Source organism: Bacteroides sp. 90-K9/2, from assembly GCF_047310725.1.
Classification (GTDB): domain Bacteria; phylum Bacteroidota; class Bacteroidia; order Bacteroidales; family Bacteroidaceae; genus Bacteroides; species Bacteroides vicugnae.
Window position 1 is genome coordinate 1,692,560 of record NZ_JBCGVL010000001.1, and the last position, 18,413, is coordinate 1,710,972.

At 43.2% G+C, this 18,413-nt stretch carries 10 protein-coding genes; 3 read left to right on the plus strand and 7 right to left on the minus strand.

Going from position 1 to position 18,413, the window contains the following annotated elements; all coding sequences use genetic code 11:
• Positions 1–57: 57 nt before the first annotated feature.
• The 4 genes from AAHJ11_RS06440 to AAHJ11_RS06455 form a co-directional block, all read right to left on the minus strand.
• Positions 58–4,593 (minus strand): two-component regulator propeller domain-containing protein, encoded by a 4,536-nt coding sequence (locus AAHJ11_RS06440; RefSeq protein ID WP_413579202.1) that lies wholly within the window; start codon positions 4,591–4,593, stop codon positions 58–60.
• Between the two features lie 245 nt (positions 4,594–4,838).
• Positions 4,839–6,578 (minus strand): pectinesterase family protein, encoded by a 1,740-nt coding sequence (locus tag AAHJ11_RS06445; RefSeq protein WP_413579203.1) that lies wholly within the window; start codon positions 6,576–6,578, stop codon positions 4,839–4,841.
• 149 nt (positions 6,579–6,727) lie between these two features.
• Positions 6,728–7,699 carry a pectinesterase family protein gene (locus AAHJ11_RS06450; protein ID WP_217722036.1) on the minus strand — a complete coding sequence of 324 codons (972 nt, stop codon included), beginning with the start codon at positions 7,697–7,699 and terminating at the stop codon, positions 6,728–6,730.
• A 9-nt stretch (positions 7,700–7,708) separates the two neighbouring features.
• Positions 7,709–8,908 carry a glycoside hydrolase family 88 protein gene (locus AAHJ11_RS06455; RefSeq protein ID WP_074636954.1) on the minus strand — a complete coding sequence of 400 codons (1,200 nt, stop codon included), beginning with the start codon at positions 8,906–8,908 and terminating at the stop codon, positions 7,709–7,711.
• 302 nt (positions 8,909–9,210) lie between these two features.
• Between AAHJ11_RS06455 and AAHJ11_RS06460 the strand changes: the two genes are divergently transcribed.
• From AAHJ11_RS06460 to AAHJ11_RS06470, 3 genes are all read left to right on the plus strand, one after another.
• Positions 9,211–10,614 carry a PTS galactitol transporter subunit IIC gene (locus AAHJ11_RS06460; RefSeq protein WP_259022246.1) on the plus strand — a complete coding sequence of 468 codons (1,404 nt, stop codon included), beginning with the start codon at positions 9,211–9,213 and terminating at the stop codon, positions 10,612–10,614.
• Positions 10,615–10,638: 24 nt separating this feature from the next.
• Positions 10,639–11,559: a 5-dehydro-4-deoxy-D-glucuronate isomerase gene (kduI, locus tag AAHJ11_RS06465; protein WP_148366599.1), complete on the plus strand. Its 921-nt coding sequence runs from the start codon at positions 10,639–10,641 to the stop codon at positions 11,557–11,559.
• A gap of 267 nt (positions 11,560–11,826) precedes the next feature.
• Positions 11,827–13,344 carry an MFS transporter gene (locus AAHJ11_RS06470; protein ID WP_195648542.1) on the plus strand — a complete coding sequence of 506 codons (1,518 nt, stop codon included), beginning with the start codon at positions 11,827–11,829 and terminating at the stop codon, positions 13,342–13,344.
• Positions 13,345–13,738: 394 nt separating this feature from the next.
• On the opposite strand, the gene AAHJ11_RS06475 is transcribed toward AAHJ11_RS06470, so the two are convergent.
• The 3 genes from AAHJ11_RS06475 to AAHJ11_RS06485 are packed head-to-tail and all read right to left on the minus strand — an operon-like array spanning position 13,739 to position 18,259.
• Entirely contained in the window at positions 13,739–17,230 is a 3,492-nt protein-coding gene (locus tag AAHJ11_RS06475) for an AAA domain-containing protein (RefSeq protein ID WP_320982964.1), read from the minus strand.
• The gene (gene tatC / locus AAHJ11_RS06480; protein WP_320982963.1) at positions 17,193–18,029 is read right to left on the minus strand and encodes a twin-arginine translocase subunit TatC; all 837 of its coding nucleotides are present in this window, start codon (positions 18,027–18,029) and stop codon (positions 17,193–17,195) included. Before tatC ends, AAHJ11_RS06475 begins: the two co-directional genes overlap by 38 nt.
• Positions 18,030–18,040: 11 nt before the next feature.
• Positions 18,041–18,259 carry a twin-arginine translocase TatA/TatE family subunit gene (locus AAHJ11_RS06485; RefSeq protein ID WP_117934729.1) on the minus strand — a complete coding sequence of 73 codons (219 nt, stop codon included), beginning with the start codon at positions 18,257–18,259 and terminating at the stop codon, positions 18,041–18,043.
• Positions 18,260–18,413: the final 154 nt, after the last annotated feature.

Sequence of the window (18,413 nt, forward strand, 5' to 3'; positions counted from 1 at the left end):
GTCTGAAAAGACATACTAAAATTGAAAGGCTATCATTTTATCTGATAGCCTTTCTTGTTATCTCCCCACTCTATCCCGATACTCCGTAGGCGTCATTCCAACCTGTGCTTTAAAGCATTTACTGAAATAACGCGGATCATTAATGCCTACCATATACGAAATCTGGGTCATATTAAATTCTCCGGTTTCTATTAATTGTGTAGCCCGCTTGATACGCATTTCTTTGATAAATTCAATCGGAGCCAGTCCGGTAAGTGTTTTCAGCTTCTTGAAGAAGACAGAACGGCTGACAGCCAGTTCCCGAACCAGATCATCTACCACCAGTTCTCCATTATCCATGTTCTGCTCCATCAACTCTACCAATTTATCCATAAACTTACGGTCGTTGGGAGACATTTCGAGAGTTGCAGGTACAGTTTCGGAGGCATCTTCTTCAGCAGACGGCATATCCGTAGCCACAGGCGCTACCTCCTGGCCGGTAGAAATATTGATATGCATCAGACTATCCCGGTAGAAACTTTGCAGTTTCTTACGCTGCATCAACAGATTTTCCACACGGGCTTGCAAATAGGTAGCACTGAAAGGCTTCGTTATATAATCGTCCGCACCATATTCCAGTCCCTCCAGTTTGCTTTCAATCGTAGTTTTGGCAGTAAGCAAGATGATAGGTATATGGCTGGTCGTCATATCCGCACGCAGTTCGCGCGTCATTTCGATACCATCTTTCTCAGGCATCATCACGTCACTGATGATAATATCCGGCAGGTACTTCAAAGCCTTGCTTGCCCCCTCCTTACCGTCAGCAGCTTCCACCACCCGGTACATCGGAGAAAATATACTGCGCAAGAATTCACGTAACTCCTGATTATCTTCGACTAACAACATCAATTCTTTGGAGTTTTCTTCTTTCGCAAATTCTTCCCCATACACATCTTCAATTTTCTCCGAATCATCGCTTACCAACGTTTCAGACTGAATGGAAGAATTGGCTATATCCACTACTTGTCCCATTCTTGCCGGAGCAACCGCATCTTCCAGAATAAACTCGGCTTCCTTATCATAATGTTCTTTTCCCTTTAGGAAATCTACTTTGAAGCAACTCCCTTCTCCCAAATGGCTATCAACGGAAATAGTCGCTTTATGCATTTCTACCAGCTCTTTCACCAATGAAAGTCCGATACCCGTACTAGCCTGATTGAAAAGATTCTTATCCACCAGATTCTCAAAACGGACAAACAGTGACTTCTTTTTATTTTCCGCAATACCGATACCCTGATCTTGCACGCCAATAGAAACTGTATTTTCATCTTCACGGATAAACACTGTAATCATCTTACCATTCGGCGTATATTTAAATGCATTGGAAAGCAAATTGAATACAATCTTTTCCAGCTTATCGGCATCCACCCAAAGATAAAGATGTTCCTTTTCGGTCTGGAACAGGAAATCAATCCGATGTTCTTCGGCCACAGCTTCAAAATTATCCATCACCTTACGGACGAAAGGTACAATATCCAGCCGCTGCACCTGCATCTTCATCTTCTTATTCTGAATCTTGCGGAAGTCCAGAATCTGATTGACAAGACGGAGCATCCGATTGGTATTCCGTTCAACCACCACTAACTGTTCGCGAGCATCAGCCGGCAATTTATCATTCTTCAAGACCTGCTCCACCGGACCTGCTATCAACGTAAGCGGAGTACGCAACTCATGCGATATATTAGTAAAGAAACGTAGTTTTATATCCGAAATCTGCTGTTCGACCGAAACCTCATGCTTCAACCGATAAATGGTAAACAGGATATAAACGGCTACGAAAATAATAATCAGAATAAAAAGTACATAAAGCACATAAGCTACCGGCGTCTCCCAGAAAGAAGGAAGAATAACAATGTTCAGCAGACGTTCATTATCCACCCACACACCATCACTATTCGTTGAACGAACACGGAGCACATACTCTCCTTTCGGAAGATTCGTATAAGTCACACTACGCTGTTTGTCGGCAAAAGTCCACTGTTTCTCAAATCCGTCGAGAATATAAGCATACTGTATATTCTGCGGATTGGTATAATCAAGTGCCGCAAAGTGAACGGAGAAAATATTCTCTTTGTGTGAGAGCACCAATGGGTCGGTATCGTCAATATCCACCTTCAGCAAGGAGTCATCTCCGGGTGTAATATCCTCATTAGCCACCATCAGCTTGGAGAATACGATAGGTGGGATATAGCTACTCCTACGAATAGAGTCGGGATTAAATATAAAGACTCCGCCACTGGCACCGAAAAGCATACTTCCTTTAGCCGTCAATGTGGAAGCCGCTTCACTAAAGCGCACCGGGAAAGTAATACTACGTTCGTCGTAACTTTCAAAACGTTCTTCAGACGGGATGAACTTACAAATCCCATTCTCCGTACTAATCCATAAATTCTCCTTACTATCTTCGCGGACAGAAAGCAAGACGTCAGAAGGAAGACCATCCAGTACGGAATATGATTTGAACTCTCCATGACCGTCTTTACTGATAGATACCAGTTTGTTGAGTCCCCCGCCGAAAGTAGCCAGATAAAGTTCCTTTTTCTTAGTGGAAATAATCCAATGGACATCATTATTACTCAAACTTTGCGTATCGTTCGGCATACGGGAGAAATGATAAAACTGCACATCCTCCGGTTTCTTAAAGTTCTCATCAAAAGCAACAGCTCCCGTAGTTGTGCCTACCCACAGACGTCCATTATGATCGGAAGTAATGAAACGCGCTTTGTAGCAAGGATCAATCGGATATCCTTTCAGATTGTTCCGGTGATTGATAAACAACGTCTTTCCTGCTTCATTCTCCGTAATATAATTGATACCTCCGGCAAAAGTAGCTACCCAGATACGACCATAATGATCTTCATAGATACAATACACATTGTTATCGCTCAAACTGTACATATCTTCTTCACGATGAAGATAACGGGTCAGTTTATAAGACATTCCGTTGGAAGAAGTCGGCTCGGCACGGACAAGTCCGTCTCCTTTTGTTGCAATCCAGATCATTCCTTTCGAATCCTGAATAACAAAATAAACAGTTCCCAACATGGGAGTACCAGTAGTAGAAACGATGCCGCTTTCGGTCAGGTATCCTTTATAAGTTTTATCGGCATCATACATACGAAGCATGCCATCTTTCAAGCCAACCCACAGATTACCCAGTTTGTCTTCGCACAGGGCACGCACCTCATTATGCAATGATTCATGTTCATGCGGCATGGGAGTCATCATTGCAAAAGGTACATTCCGATAAGTCACCTTCTCCAATCCCTTGGAGTGGGTGCAAAGCCATAAATTACCTTGTTTGTCGGAGAAAGCCGAATGAATCTTATTGGAAAAACGCCAGTCACGGCTACCCAATTCATTATAGAAAGGAACCAACCGCTTTTTTTGAGGATCAAAATAAGAGAAACCTCCTCCGTAAGGATGTACCCAAAGATATCCGTTTACATCTTCATGGATATGGAAGGCCGGACGGGAACGTTCGGGATTACTGTATTCAATAAGAATCTGTTCACGGGTCACCACTCCGGTCGAAGGATTAAAATGGGCTACAACACCCGGTTCTTCCTGCTCAAACCACACTTCCGAAGCACGGTCTACATAAGCAGAAAGGATCGGTTTTGCGGGTAAAGCCTTGCAAGTCAGGAATGAATAATGCACATTTGTTTTAGTCCGCAAGTTGTAAGTAAAGAAACCATCCGAATCAGTAGTGATCACAGAGATGTCCGGTGCAACCGGATGAATAGAAGTGATCCGTCCTTTCGTGGGGAGCTCGATCAACGTAAATTCTCCGCTTTCTTTCTGATAAGACCAGATGCGTCCATGATCGGAGGCAAAGCAAATGTCCTTATCCCGCTCCTGTACTGCATAAAAAGCTTGGTTCATTCCGCCAAACTTTCCCTTTGTCTCCGTAAAGTAAGAGTCCGGTTCTTTCTTTCCGGGGCGGATCATGCCGAGACCGTTATCTGTCAACAGCCAGTCATTGCCTGCTTTATCTTGATGTACTTTGAGTATATGTAGAGAGGGAAATAACTCCGTCTTACTGGAATAAATATCCCATGTCAGGCGATTATTCTCATCCGGATGAGTCTGGATTCGGATAGCTCCGTCATTTTCTGTCAGCAGCCAGACGGTTCCATTCGGCATCACCTCAATGGTATGTACATTGAAAGCGCTTCCCTCTTCTCCGGCAGCAGGCACCTGTTCAAAAGTCTCCGTCTTCGGATCGAAACGATGGACACGATTATCATAGGTCAGTAGCCACAGAAAACCGTAACGGTCTTCATAGATACGATCTACACGGTTATTGGTCAAACTGATATAGTTTCCCTGACGGGCCTTGTATGTTTTAAAGGTATAACCGTTGAAACGGTTGATGCCATCCCAAGTGGCAAACCAAAGATTGTCTTTGTGATCCTGCAAGATGTTCATCACCGTATTTTGGGATAATCCATCTTCAGTAGAATAGTGGGTGAAAAAACAGTGCTGCTGTGCATGTGTCAAGAACACAATAGCTAGCAAAAAGATTACTGAAATTAAGGTTTTCTTCATCATATCACTCGGTTCTGTGCCGTAAAGATAGAAAAATACTTGTAGTTTAATGCAATCTTTAGCGGCTATTTAACAGAATCGGACCATTCTATAGAACAAGTCATCAATTTTAGACATAAGAATAAAAGAACAAAATATCTTGTCGGATTCTGTTTTTTCGCTCTTTTGTTCTTATGTCCACTTATTTATACTTCTGCTTTGTTGTTCTGCTGCTTCCAGCTAATTTGTTTCTTTACCTGTTCATCAAATCAGCGCTTTACCGTTATCAGTTTGTTTCCGTTCTCTACCGGATTCCAACCATCTTCTCCTGCCAGAACAGTTGTTATCTCATATCCTTTCTGATTTTTCAATTGTCGGGAGAAAGCAGCACGTGCTTTCGGGTTGGCCCCTTCACCCCGATTTTCGTATTCGGCATAAAAGACTGTCTTTTCATTTTCTTTCTTGCCCCAATTATTCCAGCCGACAGGAAGGATATGTTTCCCTAACTCACAACGAATAAATACAGCCTGTGCATACGGACGCCAAGGACGGGACAGATATACTTTCTTGGCTTCCGGCTCTGCTGTCAACCGGCAATCGTAGAAGACATAGCCGTACTTTTTCCCTTTATCGGTAGAAGGAGCAGTGACATAGCCATCGCGTTTGCTATGAATGTGACAGCGATTAAAAACAGCGGTAGACCAGCCGAAAATAAAATCGACTGTTCCTTCAATATAGCAATCTTCGTAATATTGACGGCTTTGCTTCCCATATGTGTAGAGAGTATCTTGGAAGCCGAGGAAACGGCAGTTCTTAAAATAGACACGGTCGGCAGATACAAAGCAGGCAACTGCCTGTCCTACGGGACCTGATGAGTTCTCAAAAGTGATATTTTCCGCATAGAAGTCGGGAGCATAGATATAGCAACTGGATGAACCGGAAGTTCCCATATTCTCACCGAATACATTTTTCTTGTTTGCGAAACCGTCATAAGTCAATATCGTACCTTCTTCTCCAATCAGGGAAATATTAATCTTGGATTCAGGGATGATGAGTTTCTCTTTATAAGTACCCTTGCGAACCAGAATAGTGGTACGGATGTCTTTGCGAAAATCGGGAACAGCATCGATCGCTTCCTGCACGGTAAAGAAATCACCGCTACCATCTTGAGCCACTACATAATCGGATTGACGGATATATTTCGCCAATTCCGGAATTTCCTTGCCGATGGCATCCACAGCCAGCCCTGCAATAGTTCGCGCTCCGTATACATTCAAGTGAGTATTGTCTTCACGGCCTTTCGGAAAAGCAGGCACTTGATTGGGCTCAACAAACACAAATAATTTCTTAGATTCTACTGGTCCAAGTCCTTGTACCAGGTCATGAGTGATTTTATTCATATCAATGAAAATCACTCCTAATTCTTTTGCCACATTGCGGGGAGCATCCAGATAAGCACCATGTGTATCGAATAAAACAGCTCCTTCCTTCGGCTGTTCCTTTTCCCCCGGCGTGCGGCGGACATCTTTTGCAATGGCGTCATCCTTCGGTTGCACAAAGTTACGACGGACGATAGAGTTAAACAATACCGGTATTCCACCCTTGGCACGGGTTTCATTTACATAGCGGCGAAGAATCTCATCAAAAGTTGTCCCCGGATCAGTGTGACGGGTAGAGTCTGCTTTCTCATCGTTATGACCGAACTGAATAAAGACATAATCTCCTTTTTTCACTTTGGAAATCACTTTTTCCCAACGTCCTTCACTGATAAAGCTCTTGGAGCTGCGTCCGTTAGCAGCATGATTGTCTATCCGTATATCTTCAGAAAAGAATCCGGGAAGCACCATTCCCCAACCACGTTCAGGGTTTCCTCCATCTATTTTCTTGTTAGCCATGGTCGAATCGCCTATCATGAAGATAGTGATAACCGATTTGTCCGCACGAAATGCAGAAAAAAGAATGAAAACTGCGGCCAGCAGCCCCCACATTTTATGTCTTTGTGTCTTCATATTTATCTATAATTATAATACTAACTTGCAGCTTATCGTAAACCGATTTATTTCGGTTGAACCAATGTGTTCACCGTATTGAAGCAAAGTGTTTCAAGCGTTGAAACTAATAATCACAAGCGGGCTGGCAACCATTCGCCTTGCTTCTCTCATTTATAAGGATACCAGTTACTACTTTCTTTAAAGATATTTTCCGGGGTATACTTCGTTATTTCCTTCTTTGTCAGCTGTTTGGCCCACATTACACGTCCTGTCGTGTCAGCACCTGCACCGGTATTTCCAAATTCGGCATAACGAGCTGTTTTTTCGTTCTCCGGATTCTTCCAGTTGTGCCATCCTTCGGGGCGGATGTGATTACCAAACTCGCAATTAATAAAAACCGTTGCCGCATAAGGACGCCACGGACGACCCAGATATACTTTTTTCACATCCGGAGCAGCTGTCAACTTGCAGTTCTTGAAAACATATCCGAATTCTTCACTTTGTGGGGTTGAAGCGGCCGTGATATATGAATCGCGTTTGCTATGAAGCTCACAATATTCAAATAGAGCAGTTGAGGGACCAAAAATAAAATCGGTAGTCCCCTCGATATAACAATTGGTAAATAAGAGCCGTGTTCTTTCAGAACCGGTATAAATAGTATCCTGATTTCCCAGGAAACGGCAGTTGACAAACATGAGCCTGTCACCTTCGGTATGAAGAGCTACCGCCTGTCCCAATGGAGCCGCATTATTCTCAATCGTCAAATCCTTAAAAGTAATGTCATTTCCCTCTACTTTTACTGTATAGGTACGAAATGTCCCCATCTTATTGATGTTGGCATGATCGTCATAAGTAATAATCGTTTTCTCTGCACTTTCGCCCACCAGTTGAACATTCTTTACCCAAGAAGGGATGACCAGTTTTTCTTTATAGACACCATTCTTGATAAATATAGTTACCGTATAATCCATAAAAGCGCGGACAGCTTCCACTGCTTCCTGAATATTACGATAGTCTCCTGTCCCGTCACGTGCCACAACTAACGTGTCTTTGCGTTGCTGTTGCTGTGAATAAACAGATGTTGCTCCCACGCCAAGCAGAAGCAAACACATCATTCCTTTAAAAATAGTCCTTTTCATCGCCGGAAATTACTTTTGTAAACGTTCATATTCCAAGCTAGCCATAATAAAAGGTCCTACGGCTTTAGGATCGTTATTGCGGATAGTTTCATTTATATAATAGTCATAATCGCCGGAACGGTACACTTTTCCTCCCAATCCTGCTACTGCGCAAGCTTTGGTGATGGTTACCAATCCATTTTTGTCCACTTCGATAAAATTATCGAGAAATCCCTTATAACCTTTCAGCGCTACATCCAGATAAGATTTATCAATATATCCCAGACGGACTGCCTTAAAGAGCGAATAAACGAACATAGCAGAGCAGGAAGATTCCACATAATTTCCCTTGTCCCCACTCCTGTCCATTACCTGATACCATCCTCCTGTCTTCGGGTCTTGAAGTTTCTTCACCTGCACAGCCACATTATTCAGGATATCCAACAGGGAATCTCTTCCGGCTTCATGCAGCGGAATAAATTCAAGTGCATCTACCAATGCCATTGCATACCATCCCATAGCACGTCCCCAAGTATGTTTCGACTGTCCGGTTACCGGATCTGCCCAACGTTCGGTACGACTTACATCACACGCATGGCGATAAAGACCGTTCTTAGGGTCATACGTATGCCGCGCACAGGTTATAAATTGGTTGATAACATCTGCATAGTCCTGCGGAAGATTATTACGGAAGGCATATTCGGCATAGAAGGGAGCTCCCATGTAAATTCCGTCCAGCCACATCTGATGAGGATAAATCTTTTTGTGCCAGAAACCACCGTCTTCATTGCGCGGCTGTCCTTCAAACTGGCTATAAAGCAGATCGAGCGCTTTTTTATATTTAGGATTCTTCGTTTGCTCATAGATACGGAAAAGAATTTTTCCGGAGTTGATACGGTCGAGACTATAATCAGTTAATTTGTAAGCGGTAATGCTGCCGTCCCCATGCACCATTGTATCTGCATACGCAATGGCATAATCACGAATTTTCTTGTCACCATAAGCATCATACACATCAAGCATAGCTCCCAATTCCAGTCCGTGGCAATAATCCCACTTCAATTTCGGTTGGAAATCGAGTTGCCAGGATTCCGGGCAACGGATCATTTCCGATTCGGTCATCCGTACAGACCAGGGCAACTTGCCGTCTACCTGTTGCGCCGATACCGGAACGGTCATTGCAATCAGCAGAGCCAATATAAAAAAATTAGAAAAAAGAGTTCGTCTCATGGTTTGTTATTTTAAGGATTAAACATACAAGTCTTTCACGCTACGAAAGTAGTGTTTTTCCTCCAAACCCGATAGGATTTTTTAGTCAAGTAGGTGCATTTTTTGTTTTTCGTGCACGGAAACGACCAATTTTGTGCACGTAAACGTCAAAAATGTCCATTTTTTATGCAATATCTGATAAATTAAGAGTTTCGTTTTGGAAGAAAGCGGAAAAGGTCGTACTTTTGGCACGGTTTACAACTAATACCCTCTGGGGGAAACACAGGTAATTTATCATTAAAACAGAGAAAAAATAGAACAGAATGGAAGAAGTATTCAAGTACATTATCGGTCTTGGAGCGGCAGTGATGATGCCGGTCATTTTCACAATCTTAGGAGTATGTATCGGTATTAAATTCTCTAAAGCGCTGAAAAGCGGTTTATTGGTAGGTGTCGGTTTCGTCGGTTTATCAGTAGTCACAGCGTTGCTTACCAGCAGCCTGGGCCCTGCACTAAGTAAAATGGTAGAAATCTACGGATTGGAACTGGGTATTTTCGACATGGGATGGCCCTCTGCAGCAGCAGTTGCCTACAACACATCTGTCGGTGCTTTTATTATTCCGGTTTGTCTGGGTGTTAATTTGCTGATGTTGCTTACTAAAACAACCCGCACTGTCAACATCGACCTTTGGAACTACTGGCATTTCGCCTTTATCGGAGCGATCGTTTATTTTGCTTCCGACAATATCTTCTGGGGATTTTTCGCTGCAATCATCTGCTACATCATTACACTGGTAATGGCGGATATGACTGCTCCCGCTTTCCAAAAGTTCTATGATAAAATGGAGGGTATCTCTATTCCACAGCCTTTCTGCCAAAGTTTTGTTCCGTTTGCTATTGTAATCAACAAACTACTTGATAAAATTCCGGGATTCGACAAACTGAATATCGATTCTGAAGGTATGAAAAAGAAATTCGGATTGATGGGTGAACCGTTGTTTCTGGGTATAGTCATCGGTTGCGGTATCGGAGCACTGGGTTGTGCCAGTTGGAAAGAAGTATTGGACGGTATTCCGGGGATTTTAGGATTAGGAATCAAGATGGGTGCGGTGATGGAGTTGATTCCACGTATCACCAGCCTTTTCATCGAAGGTTTGAAACCGATTTCTGACGCTACCCGTGAGTTGATCGCTAAAAAATATAAGAATAACACCGGTTTGAGCATCGGTATGAGCCCTGCATTGGTAATCGGTCATCCGACTACGTTGGTAGTATCTTTGCTTTTGATCCCTGTAACGATCTTCCTGGCTGTTATCCTTCCGGGCAACCGTTTCTTACCGTTGGCTTCTCTGGCAGGTATGTTCTACTTATTCCCGATGATTCTGCCTATTACAAAAGGTAACGTAGTGAAATCATTCATTATCGGTCTGGTAGCTTTAACAGTCGGACTGTATTTCGTCACAGGACTGGCAGGTTTCTTCACGCTGGCTGCCAAAGATGTATATGCTGCAACGGGTGACCCGACAGTGAATATTCCCGCCGGTTTCGAAGGTGGAGCACTCGATTTCGCTTCCAGCCTTTTCTGCTGGGGTATCTTTCACTTGACTTACAGTCTGAAGATTATCGGTCCGGCTATCCTTGTCGCGCTGGCACTCGGTATGGCTGTTTACAACCGTATCCGCATGACCCGGAATGACGCGAAAAATGCATCAACCAATAAAGAATAATATAAATCCTATAAAGAAAAGATGATGAAAAAATTAGCAATTGCAATGATGTTGGGTATCGCAGCGATGTCTGCTTCTGCCCAGGTGAATTACAAGATGCAAGTGGCTTGCAGTCCGCAAGACGTGAAAACGTATGATACAAACCGCTTGCGTAGTAGCTTCCTGATGGAAAAAGTAATGGTTCCGAATGAAATCAACCTTACTTATTCGATGTATGACCGTCTGATCTTTGGCGGTGCAGTACCTGCAACCAAAGAACTGGTTCTGGAAACAATCGATCCGCTGAAAGCTAAATTTTTCCTCGAACGCCGTGAACTGGGTGTTATCAACATCGGTGGCGAAGGTATTGTAACTGTAGACGGTAAAGAATACACGCTGAAATTCAAAGATGCCTTGTACGTAGGTAGAGGCAAGCAGAAAGTGACTTTCAAGAGCAAAGATTCCAGCAATCCTGCCAAGTTCTACATCAACTCGGCGACTGCTCACAAAGAGTACAAAACTCAATTGATCACTATTGACGGACGCAAAGGCTCCCTGAAAGCTAATTCATTCGCTGCCGGAAAGATGGAAGAAAGTAATGACCGCGTTATCAACCAGTTGATTGTCAACAATGTACTTGAAGAAGGTCCTTGCCAATTGCAGATGGGATTGACGGAATTGAAACCGGGTAGCGTATGGAACACGATGCCGGCACACACTCACTCCCGTCGTGTGGAAGCATACTTCTATTTCAACGTACCGGAGGGCAATGCTATCTGCCACTTCATGGGCGAACCTCAAGAAGAACGTATCGTATGGATGCAGAACGAGCAGGCTATCATGTCACCGGAATGGTCTATCCATGCTGCTGCCGGAACAAGTAACTATATGTTTATTTGGGGTATGGCTGGTGAAAACCTCGACTATGGAGACATGGACAAGATCAAATATACAGAAATGCGCTAACCGTTGCGTATTCCTATTCATACATATAATCAATGATCCGAAAAACTTCATTCTTTTCTCTTGCAGGAGAAAGGGGTGAAGTTTTCCGGATTTTACATATTCTTCCCCCAAAGAACAAACACTTCGTTACCTATTATATAATAAGATGTAACAAAATCCATATATAATGCAACGAATAATACATGATTTTGACCAATTTTTACAAATAAAATTCAGTCGAAATGCCGACCTTTGTCAACGAAACAAAATCTATTTAAATCCATTATCATGAATGCATTTCAAAAAACAGGCGAAAAGATGACAAACTACAGGTGGACCATCTGTGCTATGCTATTTTTTGCTACTACAGTTAACTATCTCGACCGTCAGGTTCTCTCATTGACGTGGGACGAATTTATCAAACCGGAATTCCACTGGGACGAATCTCACTACGGTACTATTACTTCTGTTTTCTCCATTGTATACGCTATATGTATGCTGTTTGCCGGTCGCTTTGTCGATTGGATGGGAACTAAAAAAGGATTTTTATGGGCCATCGGTGTCTGGTCGGCAGGTGCTTGTCTTCATGCGGTTTGTGGCGTTATCACAGAAGCACAGGTAGGTCTGCATAGCGCAGCAGAACTGGCAGGTGCCACAGGAGATGTGGTAGTCACCATTGCTACTGTCAGTATGTACTGCTTCCTTGCTGCCCGCTGTATCCTCGCTTTGGGAGAAGCCGGTAACTTCCCCGCTGCAATTAAAGTAACTGCAGAGTATTTCCCTAAGAAAGACCGTGCTTACGCTACTTCTATCTTCAACGCCGGTGCTTCTATCGGTGCATTGATCGCTCCTCTTACCATTCCTATTCTGGCAAAAATGTTCGGTTGGGAAATGGCGTTTATCGTAATTGGTGGACTTGGTTTCATCTGGATGGGATTCTGGGTATTCATGTACGATGCTCCGTCGAAAAGCAAACACGTTAACCAGGCAGAGCTTGACTATATCGAACAAGACCAGCGCGAAGCTGGTAGTGCGCCGATGGCAGACGAAAAAGATGAAAAGAGAATGAAATTCTGGCAATGCTTCAGCTACAAGCAGACATGGGCTTTCATCTTTGGTAAGTTTACCACTGACGGCGTATGGTGGTTCTTCCTTTTCTGGACTCCGTCTTACCTGAATACTCAATTCGGTATCAAAACTTCCGATCCACTAGGTATGGCATTGATTTTTACGCTTTATGCAGTAACAATGTTGTCTATCTACGGTGGTAAATTGCCTACTATCTTTATCAACAAAACAGGTATGAATCCGTATGCAGCCCGTATGAAAGCGATGTTGATCTTCGCCTTCTTCCCATTGGTTGTATTGTTGGCACAGCCGTTAGGCACGGTTTCTCCATGGTTCCCGGTTATTTTGATCGGTATCGGTGGCGCTGCTCACCAGTCCTGGTCGGCTAATATCTTCTCTACTGTAGGTGATATGTTCCCAAGAACAGCTATCGCAAGTATCACTGGTATTGGTGGTATGGCAGGTGGTTTCGGCTCCATGATTCTTCAGAAAGTAGCAGGTAACTTATTCGTATATGCTTCCGGAACAACGATGGTTGACGGTAAAGAAGTCGAAATGACGAAAGAGTTGCTGGAACAGGGAGCGCAATTCGTACACCCGGCCATGACATTCATGGGCTTTGAAGGTAAACCGGCCGGATATTTCATTATTTTCTGCGTGTGTGCAGTAGCTTACTTGTTGGGGTGGATCATCATGAAAGCATTAGTTCCGAAATACAAACCTATCGTATTGGATTAATTCCATATCAATAGATACTATCCATAAAAACAAAAGAGTAATCCGTCGCCGGATTACTCTTTTGTTTTTTAACCAATTATTCAAAAAATGAAAAAAATAAAAAAGCCTCTTCTCACGAAGAAGGCTTTTTAGGTTTACTTATCCTGCATCATCCTCCTGCAAAATATTTAAACGTAACACTTAAAACAGTGTTTTTGCATTCCTATAATGAAGTATAGTAAACGTTAAGATGAAAAAAAGGGAAGTCTCACGACTTCCACAATTCTTCTAACCTTAAATCTAAATCTCTATGAAAAAAACGTGTTGCAAATATAGGCGTTTGTTCAATATAGAGGTGTTAATGAATTGCATAAAGAGAGAATAAAAACTAACATCTGCAAAATGATGCAATTTTTCAGGAGCCTTCTATTAATTTTAATAAACTTTTGTAGAGTGGATTACGTTCCAAGAGTTCGGGAACTCCTGTGATGAACATCTGTTTCCTCGCACGGGTTAAGGCAACATTCAGTTTCCGGTCAATCAAAACACCCTCTTCTTCCGTCAGATTGGATAGAAATTTTAATTGATAAGGGTAGTTGACACAGAAGGAATAGATTATTACATCACGCTCGCTTCCCTGAAACCGCTCCACGGTGTCAACCAGAATGCGATTCAGAACCGGAATACCTACTGATTCTATTTCTTTTTTTATCAATGCTATCTGACTCCGATAAGGAGTAATGATTCCTAAGGTACGGGATTCGTCAAAATCCGACTGATGGTGTTCATAAATGCGAACGGCTAAATCTGCAACGATACGTGCTTCCGAATAGTTGATTTTGGCAGACGCTCCTGCTTTCTCCGGCACAGAAGGATAAAAGGCTAAACGGCAGATCGTGTCCGAGTCCTCTATTTGATGAGGTAGTCCGACAGGAATCAGACGGCCTCCGTAAAAAGCACGATTGGCGAATAAGGCAACCTCCGGATGCATACGTCCCTGACGACAAAGCATATCATAGGAACGCTGAATAGCAGACGATGAACAGGCTGCCGTACAGCTCCGGTAAAGACGTTCGAACAAAGAATCTTTCAGATTACTCAACCCGATAGACAGTAATGATTCATCATAGATTGCCGCCTGTTCGGTGTTTTGCTGAACAACGGCAGGCAGTTGCTTATGATCTCCGATCAATACAAACTTATCAATTGCATTTTTCCCGTCTTCTCCACGGGCACAAAGAATACCCAGTAACTGCGGCTCCAATATTTGAGTAGCCTCATCAATGATAGCCACATCAAAGTGTTTCAGACGAAACAGTTCCGGTTTACCGGAAATAGCCGCTACGGTCCCTACGATAATCCGGCAACTCCGAATACGCTCGTAGACCTCTGAACGACGGTTGCAAGAAGATAACTCATTTTCAATCAGATGCTCGCGATAGGCTTCATCACAGGATAATTCGCTTCCCACCCGGATAAAATCAACTGCCGGGGCAATGGAAGCCAACGACTTGCATATCTCATCAACCGCCCGGTTGGTATAGGAAAGCAAAAGAATCTGCGCATCCTTGTCTGCATGAAAGGTTTCTACCATTTTCTTCAAGGCGCACGAAGTCTTGCCCGTTCCCGGAGGTCCGATAAGAAGGAAATAATCCTGTGCGGCTTTTGCTTTCAGGGCAACTCGTGCAAAATCATCCTTCGAAGAGGAAATGAGAGAATCCAATGATTCATCAAACCTCGGAGAACGCTGCGATAACAACAAATCCCGACGTTCCTGTGCGGCGGAAAGATAGGCATACAAGCCCTGATACATGGAACGGAATGTAGTATCCATGATATCATGTTCTATCGCATAGAGGCTTTCGGCAGGAAGCACGGATGGATTCTGCTGGGTAGCACGCAAACGAATACCAATTTCATTTTCTGTCAGGTATTCAATATTACCTTTGAAAACCATTTTATTGGTGACATTATCTGCATCGCAATTCCGTTCATAAAGGATAATAGCATCTCCTTGACGGAAATTAGGAAGAAAAGTTTCACTTTCAAGAGCTCTATTTCCGATTATCTTACTTTCAGAGACTTCATTTTCAGTAATATCACTTCCGGTAGTCCCATTTACGGGGATCTTATTTGTCAAAGCATCCCCTGCTTTTTTCTTTTGAAAAAAAGAAAAAGTAAGTCCGGCTTTATGTTCATCAGCAGCATGATTCTCCTTTATTTTCAAATCATAAATGATTTCTCCGGCCTCACATTTCTCCGCCAATGTAGAGAGCCACAAAGAAGCTGCCCCTGTACGTCCTTCATAATCCACATCACCGGATTTTGAGGTATAAAGTTCCTTTGTTATAAAGTTGTACACCGCATAGAAGTAATTCTTTTCCAATGCGGAAAGAGCTTTCAACTTCGATTGAAAGTTATCAATAGAAGGACGCAGGTATGTTTCCCAGAAACGCCCTTTCAAGCCTCGTTCATTCAAGGTGGAAGCATTGATTTCTTCCAGTTTTTGTGACGTATACTCCAAGCTGTTTCGTAATTGGATGCCATATTCATCAGCTACAATCCGGTTACGCAAATCAATTACCCGGCGTACCATCGCCCACGAAGGACGGGAAGGGTAAAGAAGCGGATAGCGGGTATAAAGTAAATAAGCCTTCACTTTCCGGTGATCCATTCCCATCGAATATTGCAATACCGCCTGATAAAGCAACATCTGTACCTTATTATTCTCTTTCGGTTCTACCTTGCCCCGGATAGCATACTCGTCCGCTTTACCGGATTTCATTTCGATGAAAGAAGACATATCCCGCTGCATATAGTCAAGACGTCCCTGAAGTCCGAGTGCCTCACAGATATAAGATGGTTCGAGCACGGCATCTGTTTTGTCAAGCTCATAGCCGGCTGCATGAAAGGTGTCATTTACTGTTTCACGAATATGATCGAAGTGCAATTTGCATTCTTCAAAGAATTGGCGTTCTTTCTCCTTGTCTCGTAAATCGGAACAGGCGGCCAGTTCAATAGGATAACGCCGGAAGGCTTTCTGCATACAGGTACGATAGTCTATCTCTTCGCTCTTTGCATGAATCCATTCGTCCAGAAAAAGGTTGGCTATATTTCCCAATAATAAAGGACGGGCATTTTCGATCGGTTGAAGACGGGAAAGAAAATAGTTGGCCGGATGGTGTCCGTAGTCACGGAAACACTCGGCAAGGGAACTGATGTCGAGCAAGTAATCCGGTTCGAGTACGATAAAAGAAGGGGTCAGGATTCCAGCTTCATCGATGGCTACATCCAATAAGTTGACTTGCGCATGACGCCAAAGCAGCTTGCACGTTTCTGCAAACTCTTCATTGATCTGGGGAACATTATAACGGACAAGGTATGGTTGCTCCGAAACTTCCTCCAAGGGAGTCACATACAGATATTGTTCGTCGGCATACTGGAAACAGACACGCATCCGCTGTACCCGTTCGCGGGCAGGAGGCGCAACCAAATAGGTGGCATCCGCACGGGGAAGCAACCGATATAGTTTCGGAGGAATATCTTCTTCCAAGAGTTTACGGATAAAGAAAGCCAGAGTTTTCGCATCCCGCAAGAGTTGTTCCCGATTGGGCTCTTGTTGACGGTTCAGGATAGCATTTGAAGTTAACCGGAAGGTATGCAGCCGATTCTGCTCGGCAACAGAAAGACCCACCTTAGCCGACACAAAACTAATTCGTGCGGAAAGATCGGTCATCTGTAAACTTTCGTTTTGCATTTGCGCGCGACAAATGCGTTCCAGCAAGTCACGCATTTGCTTATATCCTACGGCAAGGTAGGCGTCTTCTGCCCGGCAAACTGCTAAAAGTAATTCATAAGATTCTATCGCTTCACTCTTCGGACAGGGCAACGTCATCTCCAGCTTCATCTTCTACTTCCTCTTCGGTTTTCTTCTTGTCTTTTATCATCAAAATACTCATCTCGTACAACAGATAAAGTGGAATAGCTACGACACTTAAAGTGAAAGGGTCGCCTGTCGGAGTAATAATAGCTGCTGCTATCACGATAACAACCACCGCATGACGGCGGTATTTCCGCAGGAAGGACTTATTCACCACTCCCATCAAAGAAAGCAGCCATGTAACCAATGGAAGTTCAAAAGCCAATCCCATGCAGAGAATCAGCATCATAAAATTATCTATATAGGAATTGAGTGACAAGATATTCTCCACTTCCAAGCTCAACTGATAAGTAGACAGGAAACGAAGTGTCAATGGATAAACCATAAAGTACCCCAGCAGAACACCGATGAAGAACATCAGCGTTCCAATAGTCAATGCTTTACGTACTCCTTTTCTCTCATTCGGATAAAGAGCAGGATTAATGAAACGCCATATTTCAAAGAAGAGATAAGGCATAGCTGTCACAACCGACATCCAGAATGCTGTCGACATGTGAATAAAAAATGGAGCAGCCAAGTTGATATTGACTAGCTTCACATAAAACTGTTGTGTAAAAAAATCATCGGTCAAATCAAATGTCTTCCCGATATGCCGTAATAAATCGTAGAATATGAAATCATTGTGGCAAGGTGCCAATATCACATGATCGAAAAGATAGGGCATAGCAATGAAGTAGCCTACCGCCAAAACAAACCAAATCCCGATCACCCGAAAAAGTACCTTACGCAGTTCATCCAAATGATCCCAAAAGGTCATTTCTGCCATCCGTACTTGCTTTACTTACCTGTGTCGGCAGGTTTATCCAGATCTTCTTTTGCCTTGTTTATTTCATCTTTTGCTTCGTTCACACCGTCTTTGAAGCTCTTCACGCCTTTGCCTAATCCGCGCATCAGTTCAGGTATTTTCTTTCCACCAAAAAGAAGAAGGATAACCAAAGCGATAATAATCCATTCGGACCCACTAGGCAAAAAGCCTAACAATAATAAGTTTGTCATAAGTTTATTTGATAAAGAGGTTTTTAATAGTTGCTGCAAATATAATCATTTTCACTACAGGTTACATGGATTAACACAGATTTTTATTCACCACAGAGGACACAGAGGGCACAGAGTCCTTTTTTTATGATACGCTGTCAGTATCTGATTTGTA

Excerpts from the sequence above, each read along its gene's own strand:
- AAHJ11_RS06485 (WP_117934729.1), bottom strand. The coding sequence starts at position 18,259 with ATGACAAACTTATTATTGTTAGGCTTTTTGCCTAGTGGGTCCGAATGG.
- AAHJ11_RS06440 (WP_413579202.1), bottom strand. The coding sequence starts at position 4,593 with ATGATGAAGAAAACCTTAATTTCAGTAATCTTTTTGCTAGCTATTGTG.
- tatC (WP_320982963.1), bottom strand. The coding sequence starts at position 18,029 with ATGGCAGAAATGACCTTTTGGGATCATTTGGATGAACTGCGTAAGGTA.
- AAHJ11_RS06470 (WP_195648542.1), top strand. The coding sequence starts at position 11,827 with ATGAATGCATTTCAAAAAACAGGCGAAAAGATGACAAACTACAGGTGG.
- kduI (WP_148366599.1), top strand. The coding sequence starts at position 10,639 with ATGAAAAAATTAGCAATTGCAATGATGTTGGGTATCGCAGCGATGTCT.
- AAHJ11_RS06475 (WP_320982964.1), bottom strand. The coding sequence starts at position 17,230 with ATGAAGCTGGAGATGACGTTGCCCTGTCCGAAGAGTGAAGCGATAGAA.
- AAHJ11_RS06455 (WP_074636954.1), bottom strand. The coding sequence starts at position 8,908 with ATGAGACGAACTCTTTTTTCTAATTTTTTTATATTGGCTCTGCTGATT.
- AAHJ11_RS06460 (WP_259022246.1), top strand. The coding sequence starts at position 9,211 with ATGGAAGAAGTATTCAAGTACATTATCGGTCTTGGAGCGGCAGTGATG.
- AAHJ11_RS06445 (WP_413579203.1), bottom strand. The coding sequence starts at position 6,578 with ATGAAGACACAAAGACATAAAATGTGGGGGCTGCTGGCCGCAGTTTTC.
- AAHJ11_RS06450 (WP_217722036.1), bottom strand. The coding sequence starts at position 7,699 with ATGAAAAGGACTATTTTTAAAGGAATGATGTGTTTGCTTCTGCTTGGC.